This window comes from Flavobacteriales bacterium (assembly GCA_021739695.1).
In the GTDB taxonomy this organism is placed as follows: Bacteria; Bacteroidota; Bacteroidia; order UBA10329; family UBA10329; genus UBA10329.
In genome coordinates this window covers 67,518-86,704 of sequence record JAIPBM010000001.1, presented here as the reverse complement: position 1 = coordinate 86,704, position 19,187 = coordinate 67,518, and the positions used below count along the sequence as shown (strand labels likewise).

21 protein-coding genes are annotated in these 19,187 nt (G+C 45.2%); 9 read left to right on the top strand and 12 right to left on the bottom strand.

Annotated elements, in window-relative coordinates; genetic code table 11:
- The first annotated feature begins 13 nt into the window (after positions 1 to 13).
- The 9 genes from radA (at position 14) to K9J17_00305 (ending at position 8,114) form a co-directional block, all read left to right on the top strand.
- Positions 14 to 1,381, top strand: a complete 1,368-nt coding sequence (radA, locus tag K9J17_00345; GenBank protein MCF8275153.1) for a DNA repair protein RadA — start codon at positions 14 to 16, stop codon at positions 1,379 to 1,381.
- Positions 1,382 to 1,457: 76 nt separating this feature from the next.
- The gene (locus tag K9J17_00340) at positions 1,458 to 2,027 is read left to right on the top strand and encodes a MarC family protein (GenBank protein MCF8275152.1); all 570 of its coding nucleotides are present in this window, start codon (positions 1,458 to 1,460) and stop codon (positions 2,025 to 2,027) included.
- 18 nt (positions 2,028 to 2,045) lie between these two features.
- Complete coding sequence (locus tag K9J17_00335) at positions 2,046 to 2,450, top strand: hypothetical protein (GenBank protein MCF8275151.1); 405 nt, start codon at positions 2,046 to 2,048, stop codon at positions 2,448 to 2,450.
- Positions 2,451 to 2,516: 66 nt separating this feature from the next.
- Entirely contained in the window at positions 2,517 to 4,727 is a 2,211-nt protein-coding gene (locus tag K9J17_00330; protein MCF8275150.1) for a TonB-dependent receptor, read from the top strand.
- 6 nt (positions 4,728 to 4,733) lie between these two features.
- The gene (locus K9J17_00325) at positions 4,734 to 5,066 is read left to right on the top strand and encodes a cation transporter (GenBank protein ID MCF8275149.1); all 333 of its coding nucleotides are present in this window, start codon (positions 4,734 to 4,736) and stop codon (positions 5,064 to 5,066) included.
- A gap of 21 nt (positions 5,067 to 5,087) precedes the next feature.
- Positions 5,088 to 5,657 (top strand): phosphoribosylglycinamide formyltransferase, encoded by a 570-nt coding sequence (locus tag K9J17_00320; GenBank protein ID MCF8275148.1) that lies wholly within the window; start codon positions 5,088 to 5,090, stop codon positions 5,655 to 5,657.
- Positions 5,654 to 6,280 carry a hypothetical protein gene (locus K9J17_00315; GenBank protein ID MCF8275147.1) on the top strand — a complete coding sequence of 209 codons (627 nt, stop codon included), beginning with the start codon at positions 5,654 to 5,656 and terminating at the stop codon, positions 6,278 to 6,280. Before K9J17_00320 ends, K9J17_00315 begins: the two co-directional genes overlap by 4 nt.
- 64 nt (positions 6,281 to 6,344) lie before the next feature.
- Positions 6,345 to 7,445: an MBL fold metallo-hydrolase gene (locus K9J17_00310; GenBank protein ID MCF8275146.1), complete on the top strand. Its 1,101-nt coding sequence runs from the start codon at positions 6,345 to 6,347 to the stop codon at positions 7,443 to 7,445.
- Between the two features lie 24 nt (positions 7,446 to 7,469).
- Positions 7,470 to 8,114, top strand: coding sequence for a carbonic anhydrase (locus K9J17_00305; protein ID MCF8275145.1), 645 nt, complete (start codon positions 7,470 to 7,472; stop codon positions 8,112 to 8,114).
- A gap of 129 nt (positions 8,115 to 8,243) precedes the next feature.
- Here K9J17_00305 and K9J17_00300 read toward each other — a convergent pair whose 3' ends face one another.
- The 12 genes from K9J17_00300 to hisG all read right to left on the bottom strand — a co-directional run bounded on the left by K9J17_00300 (position 8,244) and on the right by hisG (position 19,067).
- Positions 8,244 to 9,401 (bottom strand): glycoside hydrolase family 27 protein, encoded by a 1,158-nt coding sequence (locus tag K9J17_00300; GenBank protein MCF8275144.1) that lies wholly within the window; start codon positions 9,399 to 9,401, stop codon positions 8,244 to 8,246.
- A 21-nt stretch (positions 9,402 to 9,422) separates the two neighbouring features.
- Entirely contained in the window at positions 9,423 to 10,475 is a 1,053-nt protein-coding gene (locus K9J17_00295) for an OmpA family protein (protein MCF8275143.1), read from the bottom strand.
- Between the two features lie 236 nt (positions 10,476 to 10,711).
- Positions 10,712 to 11,695, bottom strand: coding sequence for an SDR family oxidoreductase (locus K9J17_00290; GenBank protein ID MCF8275142.1), 984 nt, complete (start codon positions 11,693 to 11,695; stop codon positions 10,712 to 10,714).
- A 31-nt stretch (positions 11,696 to 11,726) separates the two neighbouring features.
- Positions 11,727 to 12,317, bottom strand: a complete 591-nt coding sequence (gene hisIE, locus K9J17_00285; protein MCF8275141.1) for a bifunctional phosphoribosyl-AMP cyclohydrolase/phosphoribosyl-ATP diphosphatase HisIE — start codon at positions 12,315 to 12,317, stop codon at positions 11,727 to 11,729.
- The gene (gene hisF, locus K9J17_00280) at positions 12,314 to 13,066 is read right to left on the bottom strand and encodes an imidazole glycerol phosphate synthase subunit HisF (protein MCF8275140.1); all 753 of its coding nucleotides are present in this window, start codon (positions 13,064 to 13,066) and stop codon (positions 12,314 to 12,316) included. Before hisF ends, hisIE begins: the two co-directional genes overlap by 4 nt.
- A 45-nt stretch (positions 13,067 to 13,111) precedes the next feature.
- Positions 13,112 to 13,489 (bottom strand): four helix bundle protein, encoded by a 378-nt coding sequence (locus tag K9J17_00275; GenBank protein MCF8275139.1) that lies wholly within the window; start codon positions 13,487 to 13,489, stop codon positions 13,112 to 13,114.
- A 37-nt stretch (positions 13,490 to 13,526) separates the two neighbouring features.
- Positions 13,527 to 14,249: a 1-(5-phosphoribosyl)-5-[(5-phosphoribosylamino)methylideneamino]imidazole-4-carboxamide isomerase gene (hisA, locus tag K9J17_00270; GenBank protein MCF8275138.1), complete on the bottom strand. Its 723-nt coding sequence runs from the start codon at positions 14,247 to 14,249 to the stop codon at positions 13,527 to 13,529.
- Positions 14,246 to 14,827, bottom strand: coding sequence for an imidazole glycerol phosphate synthase subunit HisH (gene hisH / locus K9J17_00265; GenBank protein ID MCF8275137.1), 582 nt, complete (start codon positions 14,825 to 14,827; stop codon positions 14,246 to 14,248). Before hisH ends, hisA begins: the two co-directional genes overlap by 4 nt.
- Complete coding sequence (gene hisB / locus K9J17_00260; protein MCF8275136.1) at positions 14,824 to 15,909, bottom strand: bifunctional histidinol-phosphatase/imidazoleglycerol-phosphate dehydratase HisB; 1,086 nt, start codon at positions 15,907 to 15,909, stop codon at positions 14,824 to 14,826. Before hisB ends, hisH begins: the two co-directional genes overlap by 4 nt.
- Positions 15,906 to 16,940 (bottom strand): histidinol-phosphate transaminase, encoded by a 1,035-nt coding sequence (gene hisC / locus K9J17_00255; protein ID MCF8275135.1) that lies wholly within the window; start codon positions 16,938 to 16,940, stop codon positions 15,906 to 15,908. Before hisC ends, hisB begins: the two co-directional genes overlap by 4 nt.
- Positions 16,933 to 18,213: a histidinol dehydrogenase gene (hisD, locus tag K9J17_00250; protein ID MCF8275134.1), complete on the bottom strand. Its 1,281-nt coding sequence runs from the start codon at positions 18,211 to 18,213 to the stop codon at positions 16,933 to 16,935. Before hisD ends, hisC begins: the two co-directional genes overlap by 8 nt.
- On the bottom strand, positions 18,213 to 19,067 hold the full coding sequence (hisG, locus tag K9J17_00245; protein MCF8275133.1) for an ATP phosphoribosyltransferase: 855 nt from the start codon (positions 19,065 to 19,067) through the stop codon (positions 18,213 to 18,215). Before hisG ends, hisD begins: the two co-directional genes overlap by 1 nt.
- Between the last annotated feature and the right edge of the window lie 120 nt (positions 19,068 to 19,187).

Here is a 19,187-nt window from a genome sequence, read left to right as displayed (position 1 = left end):
TCTTTGGCCCTACATGGCTAAAGTCAAAACCAATTTTTTCTGTCAGAATTGTGGTCATTCTTCTCCCAAATGGGAAGGGAAATGCACTTCTTGTGGCGAATGGAACACCTACGTTGAAGAGGTGGTTTCTCCAAAATCCTCCAATGACACTCCAAAACTCGGAAGTGCCGGAAAACAGTATGAGATCCGTTCTATTACGGAGATTGAGGCCAATCCTGAAACGCGTTATAAAACACCTGATTCTGAATTTGACCGTGTGCTTGGAGGCGGTTTAGTTCCTGGTTCTCTTACGCTAATAGGTGGTGAACCTGGCATCGGGAAATCCACGTTACTTCTTCAATTGGCGCTTCAATGGACCGGAAAGAAGATCCTCTACATATCTGGCGAGGAAAGCGAAGGACAGATAAAAATGCGAGCGGAACGCATCGGGATTCGAAATTCCGAATGCTACATCCTCACCGAAACTTCCACTTTCAAGCTTTTCAAACAGATTAAAAAGCTACAACCAGAAGTCATTATTGTAGATTCTATTCAGACGGTTTATTCTGAATTGATTGAATCAACTCCCGGAAGCGTTTCGCAAATTCGAGAGTGCACTGGAGAGTTTCTAAGGTTCGCGAAAGAATCCGATACGCCAGTAATTCTGGTCGGACACATCACCAAAGATGGTTCTATTGCGGGGCCAAAAATCTTGGAACATATGGTTGATACGGTGCTTCAGTTTGAAGGGGATCGCCATCACCTGTATCGCATCGTAAGAGCAGTAAAAAACCGTTTTGGTTCCACACCAGAATTGGGTATTTATGAGATGAAATCAGCAGGATTGGAAGCAGTTTCTGACCCAAGTCGCATTCTCGTTCCAGATCGTGATGAACCATTGAGCGGAGTAACGATATCCGCCACGCTGGAAGGAATAAGACCGATGCTTATTGAATCGCAAGCCTTAGTCAGTTCAGCAGTGTACGGAACGCCTCAACGATCTTGTACTGGCTTTGACATGCGCAGATTGAACATGCTTTTGGCCGTGTTGGAGAAGCGTTGTGGCTTCAATCTGGGCTCAAAAGACGTCTTCCTAAATATAACTGGAGGTTTGAAAGTGGACGACCCAGCATTGGATCTGGGCGTTATTTGCGCCATTCTTTCATCGAACGCGGATCTACCGATTCAACCTGATAACTGTTTTGCTGCAGAAGTTGGGTTGAGTGGAGAAATTCGTCCCGTGAACAGAATTGAGCAGCGCATTGAAGAAGCTTCCAAAATGGGGATGAAGCGCATTTTCATCTCCAAGCGCAATGCGGATGCGAACGTGATGAAGACAAAATCGATTGAAGTCGTTGCCGTGTCTAAGGTGAATGACGTGTTTGCGCAACTTTTCGGTTAACGTTCTTTTAACGTTTTAAGGGTTGCGAGGCGCGGAGCGAAATCTACTTTTGCGCGCCCATTCAAAACAGATTATCATGCAATTGAATTTCAAAGAAATAGTCACCGCAACCATGATTCTCTTTGCTGTGATTGATATTGTCGGTAGCGTGCCGATCATTATTCAACTTCGGCAGAAAAACGGCCACATCCGTTCTGGTTTGGCCACTATCGTAGCACTTGTACTGATGATTGTTTTCCTATTTGTAGGAAAAAGCATGTTGAACCTGATAGGTATTGGAGTAAGCGATTTCGCCATTGCTGGTTCGCTTGTTATCTTCTTTATCGCGTTGGAAATGATTCTGGGTATCCAATTATATAAGGAAGATGAAAGCCCTTCAACCGCTTCTGTGGTACCATTGGCTTTTCCGCTCATTGCTGGGGCCGGTACACTTACAACGCTACTTTCACTGCGCGCAGAATATCAGGTCATCAATATTCTTGTGGCCATCGTTATCAATATCGGGCTGGTCTATCTGGTTCTCAAAACAACTCGGCACATTGAGCGTTTCCTAGGCACGGGCGGCATAAATGTGCTGAGAAAAGTGTTCGGAATAATATTACTGGCAATTGCCGTTAAACTATTCAGAACGAACCTTGGAGTTTGAGTTTCGTACCTTTGTAACGTGAAAGTGCTGAAAGCCATATCATCATTCATCTTGTCGTTGCTCATTCTATTGAGCAGCATGGGATTTTACGTTGACCACATGGTCTGCGGGATGAGTGGTGAACATAAATTGGCCATCAATCAAACGATTGATAGTTGTTCTGATAGTTGCGAACGAGCGGATGAAGACGCGGTAAAAAGAACCTGTTGCGATTACGAATCCTTCTATTTCAAAGAAGATGTTCCAGCCACCGCGACTGAAACAAGTTCAAAGACATTTGCCTCGGCATTCCGTTTTGTGCCGTTGCATCAGGTTTTTGCCGACCTGAATTGTGCTGAAAACTTCTGTTTTCGCCTCTTTGAAGAAACAGACATCTTACCGTCTATAGAACGGCATATTCTTCTGGAAACCTACCTGATCTGATACCACAGTTTTGATTGCTCCGACACACTTGGAGCGCGCTTTTTAGTAGTCATCAAAACTGTAATTATGAAAAAAATCATACTGCTTGCAGCAATGCAAGCGCTCATCATAGTAAATGTCCGCGGGCAATCCATGAACGGACACGTCCACGAAGAGGGCGAAAATGGACATAGTCCGCTAATCGGAGCCAGCGTATTTTGGTTGGGCACCACCATTGGTACGGCAACCGATGTCAATGGCGAATTCACGATTGAAAACCCGAAAGCGCTTCCAGCAAAATTGGTGGTCAGTTTTGTAGGATATCAATCCGATACCATCTTGGTGAAAAACGCCAAAAAGGAGATTGAAATCCATCTGCAACAATCCGTTCAGTTGAGCGAGGTGACGGTAACAGAACGACAGGCCGGAAGTAGTTTCAAACTGCTTGATCCTGTTATAGCCGAAAGCATCAATAGTCACGAATTGGGCAAAGCCGCCTGCTGCAACCTTAGCGAAAGCTTCGAAACGAACGCTTCGGTAGATGTTGTTTTTTCGGATGCGGTTTCTGGCGCACGAAAAATTCAGATGCTTGGATTGGATGGCGTTTACACACAGATTCAGGCCGAAAATGTTCCGCTGATTCGCGGACTTTCATCCAACTACGGGATGGGTTTTATTCCCGGAACGTGGATTGAAAGCATTCAGATCATCAAAGGTCCAGGCTCCGTTTCTAACGGATATGAAAGCATGGTCGGACAGATCAATCTCGAATATTTCAAACCCGATCAGGCCGAAAAACTATTTGTGAATGTGTACGGAAACGTAGGTGGAAGGCTAGAGGCAAACGTCCAATCTGGATACGTTTTCAACGAGAAAGTTGGCATGAACATCAACGCACATGCAAGCACGGTTTTGCGCGAAAACGACATGAACAAAGACGGTTTTCTTGATATTCCACGTTCGCAACAATATAACCTGCTTAATCGCTGGAAGTTTTCGGGCAAACATGTAGAGGGACAAATTGTCATCCATGGATTGTACGATAATAAAATTGGCGGACAGGTCGGTTTCCGACCAGCAAACGGCATTGAAACTTCACTTCCCTACGGTATTCAGATCACAAATCGCTTAGCAAATATTCACACAAAAACAGGTTATTCGGTTCCGACTGTGAATGACATGAGCGTTGCTATTATAACCAATTGGCGTTACCATGACCAGCATTCCTATTTCGGACTCAAATCCTATGACGGTGTTCAGAAAACGGCTAATGCCAATTTAATTTTCTTGAAGGGCTGGAAGTCTGACAAACACAGTGTGAAATCTGGAGCCTCGTTCAACTATGATAACTATGCTGAAGCTTTCAATGACAGCACCTTCGGACGTGAAGAAATTGTGCCAGGGATTTATGCAGAATACACGTTCCGTGTAAAGGAAAAATTCTCAGCAGTTGCCGGTTTTAGAACGGATTACAACTCGAAATACGGTTGGTTCTACACGCCAAGACTTCATCTGAAATACAATCCAACAGACAAAACCGTGTTGCGTTTGACGGGCGGAAGAGGCTATCGAACAACCAACGTTTTTGCTGAAAGCAGCACGCTAATGGCGAGTTCTCGCAAGGTGAACATTCTTGAAAATCTGAATCCTGAAATTTCTTGGAATTACGGATTTAGTGCCTCCCATCAGTTCAAAATTCTTGGGCGTCCTGCTTCGGTTTACGCCAGTTTCTATCGAACCGATTTTGAGAACCAAGTAATTCTTGACCTAGATGCCGGAGCGCAAACGGTCAATGTTTATAATCTGAAAGGCCGCTCTTACTCAAACGCTTTGCAGGCAGATGTTACTTATGAACCGATCAAACGATTTGAAATAAAAGTGGCCTATAAATGGAATGACGTGTGGACGAATACCGATGGACAGTTGCAACGCAGAATGCTGACCAAACAGCATAAATTCCTGACCACGTTGAGCTACGCCACCAACTTCAACAAGTGGCAATTTGACCTCAACGCCACGGTGAATGGTCCAGCGAGGATTCCTTCAACGGCATCAAATCCGGAACAATACCGATTGGAGGAAAAATCGCCTTGGTATCCAATCCTCAATTTGCAAGTAACCAAGCGTTTCAAGTGGTTCGACCTGTATGTTGGTGCAGAAAACTTGACCAATTTCCGTCAGAAAAATCCCATTATTGCCGCAGATGATCCTTATGGTTCGTTCTTTGATGCATCGTTGGTTTGGGGCAGTTCAATGGGAATCAACCCTTATCTCGGATTACGTTATAGACTTAAATAAATCGACATGAAAAACATACTTATTGGAATCATTCTCACGCTTTCTTTCAGCGTGGCGCATGCTCAGAAAAGTATCGAAACAGTAGAAATCCAAACATCTGCAGTTTGTGATATGTGCAAGGAAACAATCGAAAAGCAACTGGCCTTTACCAAAGGCGTAACAGCAGCCGATTTGGATGTAAAAACGGCAATCGTCACTGTCAGTTATAAAACCAACAAGACAACGATTGACGACATCCGAGTGGCAATCAACGAAGTTGGATACGATGCGGATGAAAGCAAAGCAACCAAAGAAGCTTACGAGAATTTACATAGTTGCTGCAAGAAGGATTCGCATTAAGCCCTTCGTTACTTTTGCGGCATGCAACGTATTGCCATATTCGCATCAGGTTCAGGCACTAATGCCGAACGCATCATGCACCATTTCAAGGGACATCCGAGCATCGCGGTGTCCCTTGTGCTTTCAAATAAAAAAGATGCGCCTGTTCTCGGAAAAGCAGCGAAGGCAGGAGTTGAAACCTTCACTTTCAATCGGGGTGAATTTTACGAAAGCAACAAGGTTTTAGAGGAACTTCAAGCACGAAAGATTGACTTCGTTGTACTTGCAGGATTCATGTGGCTCGTACCTGAATATCTGATCAGAGCGTACTCAGATAAAATGATCAATGTGCATCCAGCATTGTTGCCCAAATTCGGTGGAAAAGGAATGTACGGCATGAACGTGCACAGGGCTGTGAAGGAAGCGGGAGAAACAGAAACGGGCATCACCATTCATTTGGTGAATGAGGAATACGACAAAGGACGCGTGCTTTTTCAAGCAACCTGTGCGGTAGAAAAAAAAGATACAGCAGACACAATAGCGGCCAAAATTCATGCGTTGGAATACGCTAACTTTCCAGTACAAATAGAACAGTTCATTTCAACCCCATGAAATCCTTATCCATCCTTCTGCTGATTGCTATTCTTCCGTTGCACGATTCAACTTGGGAATTGAAGAAGGACAAAGATGGAATCAAACTCTTTACGCGCCATGAGGAAGGTTATTCCCTAAAAGCAGTTAGAGCAGAAACGGTTTTTAGTGCACCATTAGAAACCTGCATTGCTGTGCTGCGCGATATTGACCATTTGAACGAACTTTTCCCAGACTGCGAAAAAGTGGTGAAGGTGAAACAAGACGAATCTTCGCAAACGCATTATCTACAGCTCAAAGCTCCATGGCCAGTTACGGATCGCGATGGAGCCTTTGGCCTTGAATATTCATACAATGCAGCTGAAAAAACTGTGACGATTGAAGCTAAAATGGTTCCCGGTGCTTATCCCGAGCAATCTGGAATTGTTCGTTTGAACAAAGGCACAGGCACTTGGAAATTCAAACGAATTGATGCTACCCATACTTCTTTGGAATACTACTATTTGGGTGATCCTGGAGGCAGCATTCCAGCTTGGGTCGCCAATTCTGTCATTGAAGAAAGTCCCTTCAGAATGCTGACCAATTTCCACAAGTTGGTGAAATTGGAACGATATCAAGGAAAGAAGTTCGCCTTCATCAAATAAGAAGCTGGAACAATTTGTTGGTTCCCGCATTAATACGGATTAAGTTCTTCAACCGTCCGGATCAATGTTCTCAATTGTAATAGCGCTTCTTAAATTCTCGCCAATCTTATTGGTGCTTTTGCTGTTCAGTCCGCAGTTTGGTGGAAGATTGAGGAAAAGACACAAACAGAAGTACGCACACTCCAAAAATTGGAAGGGAACGATTTTTGAAAACCTCACCGAAACCACGATGGACGTAAATCTGAAAACGATGCCAGGTCTGATTCGGGCGCAATTCAAAGACAGGCAGCTGCGGATGCCAGAAAAACCAATTCCAATTATTCCGTTTGATGAAACGAAGTGGAATGCTGAACCGGAGAAACCAAAATTCATCTGGTATGGACATTCTGTGCTGTTGCTCCAACTGAATGGAAAAAACCTTCTCATCGACCCGATGTTGGGGTCGGATGCTTCACCCATAGCACCGATCAAAACTAAACGGTTTTCGGAAAATTCAATTGATGTGATTGATCAGCTTCCGAAGATTGACGCAGTGCTTTTTACGCACGATCATTACGACCACATCGATCTTAAAAGCGTTCGGAAACTGATGCCGAAAGTCGATAAGTGGTTTGTTGGATTGGGAATTGGCCGCCACCTGGAACGATGGAAAATTCCATCAGATCAGATCACCGAATTCGATTGGTGGCAGGAAATGGAATTTGAAGGCATCAAGATCGCTTATACGCCATCGCGACATTTCTCAGGCCGTGGCCCATTCGACCGTGCTCAGTCGCTTTGGGGCGGTTGGGTTTTCATCGCTGAAAAGCATCGGGTTTATTGGAGTGGCGATGGCGGTTATCAGCACCATTTCAAAGAAGTGGGTGTGAAATACGGCCCGTTCGATTGGGGTTTTATGGAAAACGGCCAGTACAACGAACTGTGGCACGCCATTCACATGTATCCCGAAGAAGCGGTACAGGCCGCAAATGATGCCAAAGTGAACGTGGCCATTCCTGTTCATTGGGCAGGTTTTGCGTTGGCGCTTCATCCTTGGAAAGAAAGTATTGAGCGGTTTACGCGTGAAGCGGAAGCCAAAAATCAGAATATTTCTACTCCACAAATTGGGGAAATAACCATATTTGAAAGCGAACCATCCACTTGCTGGTGGGAACCATTGAAGTAATAACCATCTAAATATCATATTTTAATGAGCCTTTACGAAGACGTATTCAAGAACAACCAGAAATGGGTTGCTGAGAAAAAAGCCAATAACGCTGACTTTTTTGAACATCTCTCCGAAGGCCAAAACCCCGATATTCTTTATATCGGTTGCAGCGATAGTCGCGTAACAGCTGAAGAGATGACCGGTGTGGAACCCGGACAGATGTTTGTCCACCGAAACGTGGCCAATTTGGTTCCCAATAACGATGGCAGTTCTGCTTCGGTGATTGAATATGCTGTAGCCCACCTCAAAGTGAAGCATGTGGTCGTCTGCGGACACTATTTCTGTGGTGGTGTAAAAGCAGCTATGCAAGCTGCGGATCTAGGAATCTTGAATCCTTGGCTGCGAAATATCCGAGATGTATATCGGCTGCATAAGAATGAGCTCAATTGCATTGCAGATGAGAACGGAAAATACAATCGACTGGTGGAATTGAACGTATATGAGCAATGCATGAATGTGATCAAAACAGCTGTGGTACAGAAAGCATATCTGACCACTGGCTACCCTCATGTACACGGCTGGGTTTTCGATGTGAAAACGGGGAATCTGATAGATCTGAATATCGATTTTGAGGAGAGACTGAAGGGCATCCAGGAAATTTATGATCTGGGCACAACGAATGGTTAATGTGAAAATCAACGCCATCATCACAGGTTCGGATAAGAAGCATTTTGAAAACCCTGAGAATAACGGGTTAGCAGAGGGGTAATCTCCTTTCGCAATAAAAATCTGCTCTAAAGTTTTGAATTAAACGGACTACTTGACGCGATAGACCACCACGTCATGTCCCTCAATAGTGATTGAAGAAATTGAACCAGCCGCGCCAACATCAGCATGCTTCCAAACGTCTCTCAGTTCTTTGGTTGCATCAATTCCGAGCATGTTCCAATTTGGCGAGATAGTCCATGGTTTCTTGGAACGATTGAAGAAGCAAATGGCTTTTCCGCCATCTGATAATTCCTTCACCCAGACCTCGTGATTTCCATTATCAATGATGCGTTGGCCTTGCTTTCCCAACAGGTCTTGATCAATAGCGATCATTTCCCTGTTGGTCAAGATTTCTGTCACTTCTGCCGACATTGTTCTTATGTCATTTCCGGCCATGAGCGGAGCGGCCATCATGCACCACATGCTGAAATGAGCGCGATCCTCGCGTTGGCTCAGTCCGTTGCCTACTTCCATCATGTCAGGATCATTCCATGCTCCAGGTTTAGCGTAAGGATAAAGCTTTGCTTGGCGGTCGATGATGGAAACAACGGTTTGAAAGAAGGGAATCTTAAACCCACTGAAATGCGGGGTTATGTCGCCTGTTGTTCGCCATAGATGTCCCGATTCGCCTGCCCAAAGCCAAGGATCATCAACGCCCCAATTGCAGATGGAGAAAACGATGTCCCGATCAACCAATGAAAGTTCTTTCCCCATGATGGGATAGGTTTCGCTTGGTTTCAATTTTCGTGTATGACACCAATCGAATTTCAGATAATCAACGCCCCAATCACTGTAGGTCTGCGCGTCCATTTTCTCATATCCAAGACTACCTGGGCGTTTGGCGCATGTCATGGTTCCCGCATCCGAGTAAATTCCGAATTTCAATCCTTTAGAATGGACATAATCGGCCAAAGCTTTGATTCCCGAAGGAAATCGTTCTGGATCTGCAATGATCTTTCCGGTAGAGTCGCGGCCAATCTGCCAGCAATCATCAATCACCACATATTCATATCCCGCATCTTTCATGCCTGAGCTGACCATGGCATCAGCCGCACCCATGATCAGTTTCTCGTTCACATCACAATGGAAAGTGTTCCACGTGTTCCATCCAAGTGGCGGAGTAAGCGCGATGTCTTTCTTTTGAAATTGGCCAAAAACCACGTTCGATGCCAACAAAAGCAAGATTGTATATCTCAACGTGGTCATCGCTGGAAATGACGTTTAGTATCAGTTTCCCTCCAAAATCTTGAACAACTCGTTCAATTTTGGCGTGATAATGATCTCTGTTCTACGATTCTTAGCACGAGCCTCTTTTGTATCAGCAGAATCAAGCGGCAAGTATTCCGATCGGCCGGCTGCGGTCAATTGCGTTGGGTTGATGGAGCTGTTCTCCATCAGCAGTTTGACAATCGAAGTAGCGCGTTTTGCAGAAAGATCCCAGTTGTCGGCCACGTTTCCGTTTCCTCCGTAAGGAACATTATCCGTGTGTCCTTCAACCAAAATCCCCACTTCCGGTTGCGTTTGCAGCACTTTACCAAGTTTGATGAGCGCCTCTTTTCCTTTGCTATCAACAACCCAACTTCCAGACTTGAACAACAACTGCTCTTCCAACGAAACGTAAACCTTTCCGTTCTTCTGCTCAACCGTCAATCCCTGATCGGCAAAACCAAGCAATGCATTCGCAATATTATTCTTCAAAGCTACCACAGCACTATCCTTTCTGGCCAACACGCCTTCCAGTTCATTTATCCGCTTAGAACGCGCCATCAACTGCAATCGCTTATCCTCCAATTCCGCTTTAGATCTTTCCAGTTCTGCTCCCACAACATCCAAATTACCTTCCTTCTTGGCAAGTGTCAATTCCAATTCGCGCAGTTCATCTTCGCCCACCTGAATGTCTTTACGCGCATCCTGCAATTCGCGCGTTAGTCGCTTGGTATCCTCCGCATTTCCTTCGCGCAGCTTGCCCATTTGGTCCAGAAGCTTCTCGTACGTTTGGTTCAACTTATCGTAGTTAATCGTCATTCGATTCAACGATGTCGACATCACCGCAGTGTCTTTTCTTAAATGCACCAACTGCCGATCGTAGTCTTTCATCCGATCTGTAAGGTCAGCATTCATCGCATTCAGGTCAATATTCTCAGATTTAAGCCTTGCGCGCTCTTCCTCCGCCTTGGCTCTGGCAGAAACCTCATCCTGAAACCGTCTTTCTGCCACACACGAAGTCAGCAAAATGGCAGGAAGGAAGATGATCAAAAGTCTTTTGGATAGCGTGTACATGAATATGAGCTTAGATTCGTTCAAAGTTACCCCAGCACCTTCGGCTCGCTGGAACAAAACCTGTTCGTATTCAACACCAACATGTTAATTTCCATTTGGGCGTTCCCCCGAAGAAAATCGGGGTCAGGCTGTCCGCTATATCTTTTTTCATAACGGTCACTGAGGGCCTCGAAATGCAAGTGAATGAAAAAAGGATGTCGCTTCCATCCTTAACGCGCTCAAGTAGCAAGCTTCAGTTATCGGGCCAGCAGGTTTTCCTGCTTCAACCATTCATACGAATCGCGTATCGAGTCTTCTAAAGACGACATGCTGTAGTTCAGTTCCGAAATTGCCTTTCCCGAACGCACATGCTTTGGAACGGTCAATTCAATGAACTTCTCTGGAGTAAGAATCGGTTCTTTTCCATTCAGTTTTGACTGAAGCGTGTAGAACGGAATCACAGCTTTCATCACCCACTTAGGCATCACAAATTGCGATTCCTTCTTATCCATGAATCGCTCTATCGTATTGAAAATCTCCTTGAGCGTCACATCCTGACCGCCAAGCAAATACCGTTCACCAGTTCTTCCTTTTTCGTAGGCCGAAATATGCGCACGCGCAATGTCGCACACGTGGCAGATGACTGCATTTCCGGGCGGAATTCCTGGCACGTCATTGTTGTAAACCGCCTGAATTACCTGTGCCCAATTGTGCGAATCGTACGGACCCATAATGTCGCACGGATTAACCAGCACGGCATCCAATCCATTGGCAATCGCCTTATCAACTTCCAACTCCGCCAAATACTTGGTCTTGTTGTAATTCACCGGACTGTTTATGGCATTCGATTGCTCGGTTTCATCCATCTCATGATCATGATGCCCCCAAGCCGAAATGGACGAAGTATGAATGAATCGTTTGGCCTTTTTCTGCAACGCAATCTCCACCATATTCCGAGTGCCGATCACATTGTCTTGAAACTGTTGGTCGTTCCATTTCGACCACATGGAAGTATTAGCCGCTACATGAAAAACTGCATCTGGCGAATCCGGCATAACCTTCATCAACGATTCCCAATCGGTAATCGCGCCTTCAACCAAGGTCACATCAAACCGATTCAGATAAGTAAGATCAGAAGTTTTGCGATGTAGAGCTGTGACTTGCCAACCGTCAGCTAAAAGTTGTTGAACCAGATTGATGCCGAGAAAGCCTGTGGCACCTGTAACGAAAGCAGTTTTCATATCAAGGATGGTTTACTCCGAAAGTACAATTTCAGGCTTGATGTCTCGCTTTCAAAACCGCTTCCACATCTTCTAACGATTTGCCTTTTGCTGTTAGCAAAACCAAATAATGAAAGAGCAGGTCGGCAGATTCGTTCAGGAACAGCTCATCGTTATCGTCTTTCGCTTCAATCACGGTTTCAATCGCTTCTTCGCCCACTTTCTGCGCAATCTTATTGATGCCTTTTTCGAACAAAGAAGTTGTGTAGGATTTCTCGGATGGATTGGCTTTTCGACCCTCGATAATTCGCTGCAATTGATGGACAAAACCACTTGCATTGGCATTTCCAAAACATGTGTCCGTTCCGTTATGGCAAGTCGGACCAATCGGATCTGCTTGAATGAGCAGTGTGTCGTTGTCGCAGTCAACCTCCATCGATTTCAACAGAAGGAAATTGCCCGATTCTTCGCCTTTCGTCCACAATCGGTTCTTGCTGCGCGAATAGAAAGTCACCTTTCCCAACTCTTGTGTTTTGGCAAGCGCTTCTTCGTTCATGTAACCCAACATCAGCACCGTTTTGGTGGCGTAATGCTGAATGATGGCGGGAACCAATCCATCACCTTTGCTAAAATCTACCTTCATCTTACGGGAATTCCTTTTGTTCTTAATTCGTTTTTGAGTTGCGGAATCGGCACTTCTCCAAAGTGAAAAATACTTGCGGCCAACGCGGCATCTACGCCTGTTTGTTCAAAAACTTCTGCAAAATGCTCTGCGTTTCCAGCTCCGCCCGATGCGATGATCGGAATAGTGGTAATAGCATTCAATTCCTTCAATAGTTCGATGGCGAAACCGCTTTTCGTTCCATCATTTTCCATCGAGGTGACCAGCAATTCGCCAGCACCGCGCTGTTCCGCTTCTTTCGCCCATTCAAACACATCCAAATCGGTTGCGGTTCTTCCGCCATGCGTGAAAACACGCCATTTGCCATCTACTTTTCCAGCATCGATTGCCACCACTACACATTGGTTTCCGAACTGCTGTGCGAGTTCTGAAATGAGTTCTGGTCGTTTGACGGCCGATGAGTTGATACTCACTTTATCTGCACCAGCCGCCAATAATTTCTCCACGTCAGAAATGGAACTGATTCCACCACCAACGGTGAATGGAATGTTGATCTCTTTCGCAATATGTCCGACCAGTTCTGCGAAGGTTTTGCGGCCTTCAACTGTGGCTGTGATGTCGAGAAATACCAATTCATCGGCTCCTTGCTGAACATAGACCTTAGCCAATTCCACAGGATCACCCGCATCGCGGATATCCACGAAATTGACACCTTTCACGGTGCGGCCATCTTTGATGTCGAGGCAAGGAATGATGCGTTTCTTTAACAAGGATTTTAGATTTTAGAAATACGATTTTAGAATGGGCCCTTGATTTTAAGTTTTGGAGTTACTCGAAGAGTTCAGACGTTTTCTTACGGTATTGATTGAGGCTACAATGATTGATAGCAATTCATTTGCTTCCATTTGAAGCCGCATGTTTGTTTCGTTTTCAACGTCAGTTAGTTCGTTGATGAGTTCGAGAAAGAACATGCTTTCATCGCATTCTTCCTCAACAATTTTCAGCTTATTCAAGAAATCCCTGTCAGATTTTGCTCTACAGGCAGCCCGATAATTGGCACCGACCGAACTCGAACATCTCACCAGTTGCCTATGATAAGCCAAAAAGGTAGCGTCCTTCGGTAATTTGTACAAATACTTGGCAGTATCAATCGAAAACTGCTTAGTTCGGTCCTTCAGCGTATTTGAATTCATGGTCAATCTAAAAACGTACTTCCAAGATTTAAAATCACTAATCGTACTTGTAAAATCGTAAATCTAAAATCTGAATTCTTCCTTCATAAATCGCCTTACCTACAATTGCAGCTTCACAACCAATCTCCTTCAACTTGATGAGGTCTTCAAGCGAAGAAACACCACCGCTAGCAATCAATTTCAAGCCAGCATTCTTCTTCAGAATCTGCATGTATAGCTCAATGGACGGCCCTTCGAGCATGCCATCTTTGGCGATATCAGTACAGACCACATATTCAATTCCTTCTTGCTGATAAGCAGCGATGAATTCGATAGCGTCCAAACCCGAATCATCCAACCAACCATGTGTTGCAATGCGACCGTTTTTGGCATCGGCTCCAAGAATAATTTTCTCCGCTCCGAACTCGGAAATCCAACCCAAAACTGTTTCACGGTCGTTCACAGCAATACTTCCAGCCGTGATCTGTTTCGCTCCGCAGTCGAATACCGTTTCAACGTCTTCCCTTGTGCGCAAACCTCCACCAAAATCCACGTTCAGATTGGTTTGAGAAGTGATTGTTTCCAGCACTTTCCAGTTGACCACTTTCTTGGCTTTCGCGCCATCCAGATCAACCAGATGCAAATATTCTAATCCTGCAGCTTCAAACTGCTTGGCGACTTCCAGCGGATTTTCGTTGTACTCGGTTTTCTGAGCGTAATCACCTTGCGAAAGCCGCACGCACTTTCCGTCAATGATATCAATGGCAGGAATGATTCTCATAGCATCAGAAAGTTCTTGATGAGTTGCTGCCCGACATCGGCCGACTTCTCAGGATGGAATTGAACAGCGTGGAAATTATCCTTTTGCAAAGCAGCCGAAAACGGCAGAATGTAATCGCACTGCGCGGTGGTCTGCGAGCTTAATTCCGCATAATAACTGTGCACGAAATAGAAATCGTCTTCAGTTGAAATTTTCTCGAAAAGTGGAACTTTCAATTCAGCACAATTATTCCAACCCATATGGGGCACTTTCTCTTTTGAAGCAGGAAACCTCTTGACGTTCTCGCTGAAAATGCCAAGGCATTCGGTATCACCTTCTTCTGAATGTTTGCACATCAATTGCAACCCTAGACAAATTCCGAGAAACGGTTGATGCAGGTTTTTCAGCACTTCATCCAAGCCTCTTTCGCGTAGGTATTTCATGGCCGAACTGGCCTCACCAACACCAGGAAAAATCACTTTACCCGCTTCGCGAAGCAATGTTGGATCATCGGTAACGATTGCATCTACACCTAATCGATGCAGCGAGTTCGACACCGAACGGATGTTGCCTGCGTTGTATTTGACAATAGCGATCATAAAACTCCTTTTGTAGATGGCATTGCTCCGTCTTCAGTTTGAGAAACCGCCATTCTAATGGCACGTGCCCAAGCCTTGTAAATCGCCTCAATCTTATGATGTTCGTTCTGTCCTTCGGCTTTGATGTTGAGGTTGCAACGCGCTTTATCTGAGAACGATTTGAAGAAATGCGAGAACATTTCGGTTGGCATTTCTCCGATTTTCTCACGTTTAAAATCGGCTTCCCAAACACACCACGGTCGACCGCCAAAATCGATGGCGACCTGTGCGAGACAATCATCCATTGGAAGCAGAAAACCATAGCGCTGAATACCTTTTCGCGAACCGAGGGCTTGGTCAAAAGCTTCACCCAAAGCCAGCGCCACATCTTCAATCGTGTGATGCTCGTCAATGTGCAAATCACCAGCAACTTTCACCGACAGATCCATATTTCCGTGCTTCGCCAGTTGCTCCAACATATGATCAAAGAATCCGAGCCCTGTTTCCATGCTTGATTTTCCAGAACCATCTAGATTCAACTCAATTTTTATGTCCGTTTCTGACGTTTTTCGATGAACGGAGCCCAATCTTGGTTGCGACTTCAGAAAGCGATAGACCTCGTCCCAAGAAGTAGTGAAAAGTGCACAATCAATTTTCTCAGAAGAAATGAAAATAGCCTGCGCTCCAAGGTTCTCGGCCAATTCAATATCTGTTTTTCGGTCCCCGATTACGAACGAATTCTTTAGGTCGTAATTGCCTTTGATGAAGTGTGTCAGCAATCCCGTTCGAGGCTTTCGAGTGGGTGCATGATCAGCAGGAAAACTACGGTCAATCAATACTTCCGAAAAACGAATTCCTTCGCCTTCCAGGGTTTGCATCATCAAATTATGAACAGGCCAAAAGGTATCTTCAGGAAAGGAATCGGTTCCCAATCCATCTTGATTGGTGACCATAACCAATTCGTAATCCAACTCCTTCGCAATTCGCGATAGATTTGAAATTGCCCCAGGATAGAACTCCAACTTCTCGAAGCTATCAATCTGCTCGTCAGTGGGCTCCTTGATGATTGTTCCGTCCCTATCAATAAATAAGACCTTTTTCATGATTGTAATTTCATCAATTCGTTGATCAACTGGGAGTTCTCTTCGCTTGTTCCCACCGTAATTCGCAGACAGCCTTCAGCAACTTTGGAACGGTCACGAACAACAATTCGTTTCTCTGTCAATGCATCATAAACCGCCTTTGGTTCGGTGAATTTCACTAACAGGAAATTGGCATCGGAAGGATAGATATGCAGCACGTTTTTCAATCGTGAAAGCTCTTTTGTCAAGCGCGTTCTTTCTGCAAGAATCGCTTCAACTTCGTTCTTAAAACTTGCCTCATCAGCCAATTCTTTCAAGGCAACCTCCTGCGTGAGTTGATTGACGTTATAAGGTGGTTTGATTCGGTTCAGGACGTCAATTACTTCCGTGTTTGCCAACGCCATTCCCAATCGGATGCCCGCCAAACCCCACGCTTTGCTGAGGGTTTGGAGAATCACTAGGTTGTTGAAGCTCCCCAATTCCTTTGTGAACGATTCTTCCTTGGAAAAATCGATGTAGGCCTCATCGATCACCACCAAGCCATTGAATGCGGAAATGAGTGCAAGCACATCTTCCCTGTTCATGCTGTTTCCCGTTGGATTGTTGGGTGAACAGATGAAAATGAGTTTCAGATTCGAATCACTAAAATGCTTTTGGATGCCTTCCATGTTTAGCTGCCAATCGGAAGTTAGCAGCACATCAATCACCTCCACATCGTTGATGTCGGCACTCACTTGATACATGCCATAGGTTGGCGAACAGATCAATGCTTTGTCATTTCCGGGTTCACAAAACCCACGAAAAAGCAGGTCGATTGCTTCATCGCTTCCATTGCCAAGAAAGATGTTTTCCGCTGAAATGTTCTTTAGTTCAGAAATACGGGCTTTCAGCTTTTTCTGTAATGGATCGGGGTAACGGTTTAGGCCATTATCATTCGGGTTTTCATTGGCATCCAACCACACAGAAGCCGAGCCTTTGAACTCATCGCGGGCACTGCTGTACGGTTTCAGATTCCGCACATTTGGCCGAATCAATTTCTGAATATCAACCATTGTTCAACTTCTTTAATCGGATTGAAACGGCATTTCGGTGCGCATCGAGTTGTTCTGCCGCAGCCATTGTCTCAATCGCTGGACCGATATTCTGAATGCCTTCGGCACTCAATTTTTGGAAGGTCACTTTCTTCACGAAGCTGTCCAATGAAACACCACTGTAGCTGCGCGCATAACCGTTAGTTGGCAATGTGTGATTCGTTCCACTGGCGTAATCTCCCGCGCTTTCGCAGCTGTAATTTCCGATGAAAACGCTGCCAGCGTTCACCACTTTCTCGGCCAACTCATCCGCGTTTTTTGTTGCAAGAATCAAGTGTTCTGGAGCGTATTGATTTGAGAAAGCCATCGCTTCTTCGGGTGAATTCACCACAATCACGGAACTATTTCCCAATGCCATTTTTGCGATGTCTTTTCGTGGAAGTAGATTCAATTGTTCATCAACTTCAGAAAGAATTTCAGTAACGACTTTCTCACTTTGTATTACTACCAACACCACTTGACTATCCGGTCCGTGCTCAGCTTGACTCAACAGGTCGGCAGCCACAAAAGCAGGTTCACAACTTTCATCAGCAATCACCAGCACTTCGCTTGGTCCTGCAGGCATGTCAATTGCCACACCTTGCTGCTTCACCAGTTGCTTCGCCATGGTCACATACTGATTTCCAGGGCCAAAAATCTTGTCCACTTTGGGGATGGTTTCGGTGCCTGAAGCCATTGCGGCAATTGCCTGAGCACCACCAATGGTAAAAATATGTTTCAAAGCAAGTTTTTGCGCCACATAAAGAATGGCGCTGTCAACAGAACCGTCTTTTCTCGGAGGAGTACAGACCACAATTTCTTTGCTTCCTGCAATGATGGCTGGAATTCCGAGCATCAGTAAAGTGGAGAACAAAGGCGCGCTTCCACCCGGGATGTAAAGCCCTACTTTTTCGATGGCAATGCTTTTTCGCCAGCAGAAAACGCCTTGGGTAGTTTCAACTTTTTCAGGAATTGATTGCTGCGCTGAATGGAATTTGTGGATATTATTCCAAGCTACATCAATAGCAAATTTGAGCTTTTCATCGAGTTCAACCACTTCTGGAATATCCATCTTCAATGATTTCAATTCAACGCCATCGAACTTGGCGGTGAGTTCCAGCAAAGCCTTATCTCCACGGTTTTTCACTTCATCCAAAACGGATTGCACCTTTGGTTGAAGCTCAGACATATCGATGCTTGGTCGCTGCGAAATAGTGGCCCACTCACTTCGGGCTGGATTGCGGAATACCTTCATCACAGAATCATTTTTTCAATTGGACACACAAGAATTCCCTCTGCGCCAAGGGCTTTCAGTTTGTCAATCACTTCCCAGAATTCATCTTCCTTCACCACGCTATGGAGGCTGCTCCAACCTTCTTCGGCCAACGGCAAAATGGTCGGGCTTTTCATGCCGGGAAGAACTGCGGTTATCTCTTTAAGCTTCGCATTCGGTGCGTTGAGGAGAATGTATTTGTTCTCTGATGCCTTCTGAACCGCGTTCATTCGGAACATGATGCTTTCCAAAAGCGCCTTCTTTCCCTCAGATAGATTCGGATTGGCGATGAGCACGGCTTGACTCGTCAATACTTGCTCCACTTCCTTCAGTCCGTTTGCCAAAAGCGTACTTCCTGTACTTACGATGTCGCAAATTCCTTCGGCCAAACCGATTCCTGGGGCAATTTCCACACTTCCGCTGATGACTTCAATGGTGGCATTCACGCCTTTATTTTTGAAGTAGTCGCCTAATATTTTCGGATAACTCGTGGCTACTTTCTTTCCTTCAAACCAATTGGTTCCAGTGTAATTCACCTCTTTAGAGACGGCCAATGAAAGCCTGCATTTGGCAAAGCCCAATTGCCGCACAATTTCCACATTCTTGTCTTTTTCAAGAACCGTGTTCTCGCCCAACATGCCTACATCGGCCACTCCTTCTTCCACGTATTGCGAAATATCATCATCACGTAGAAAAAGTACTTCCAAGGGGAAATTGGCAGCATCGGCCTTCAGTTTGCCTCCGTTATTCACGCGGATGCCGCAGTCTGCCAGAAGCTGGAGACTCTTCTCGCTTAACCGCCCGTTTTTCTGTATCGCTATTCTTAGTTTTTCCATGTCAGTTCATTCAACAAAAAAGCCCCATCGGAGTTCCGATGGGGCTTGATAAATCCTTTTAATTGGCATCAATGCATCAGCTTACTCCGGGTTTTCCGAGTAGGTAAGATGATGGTGATG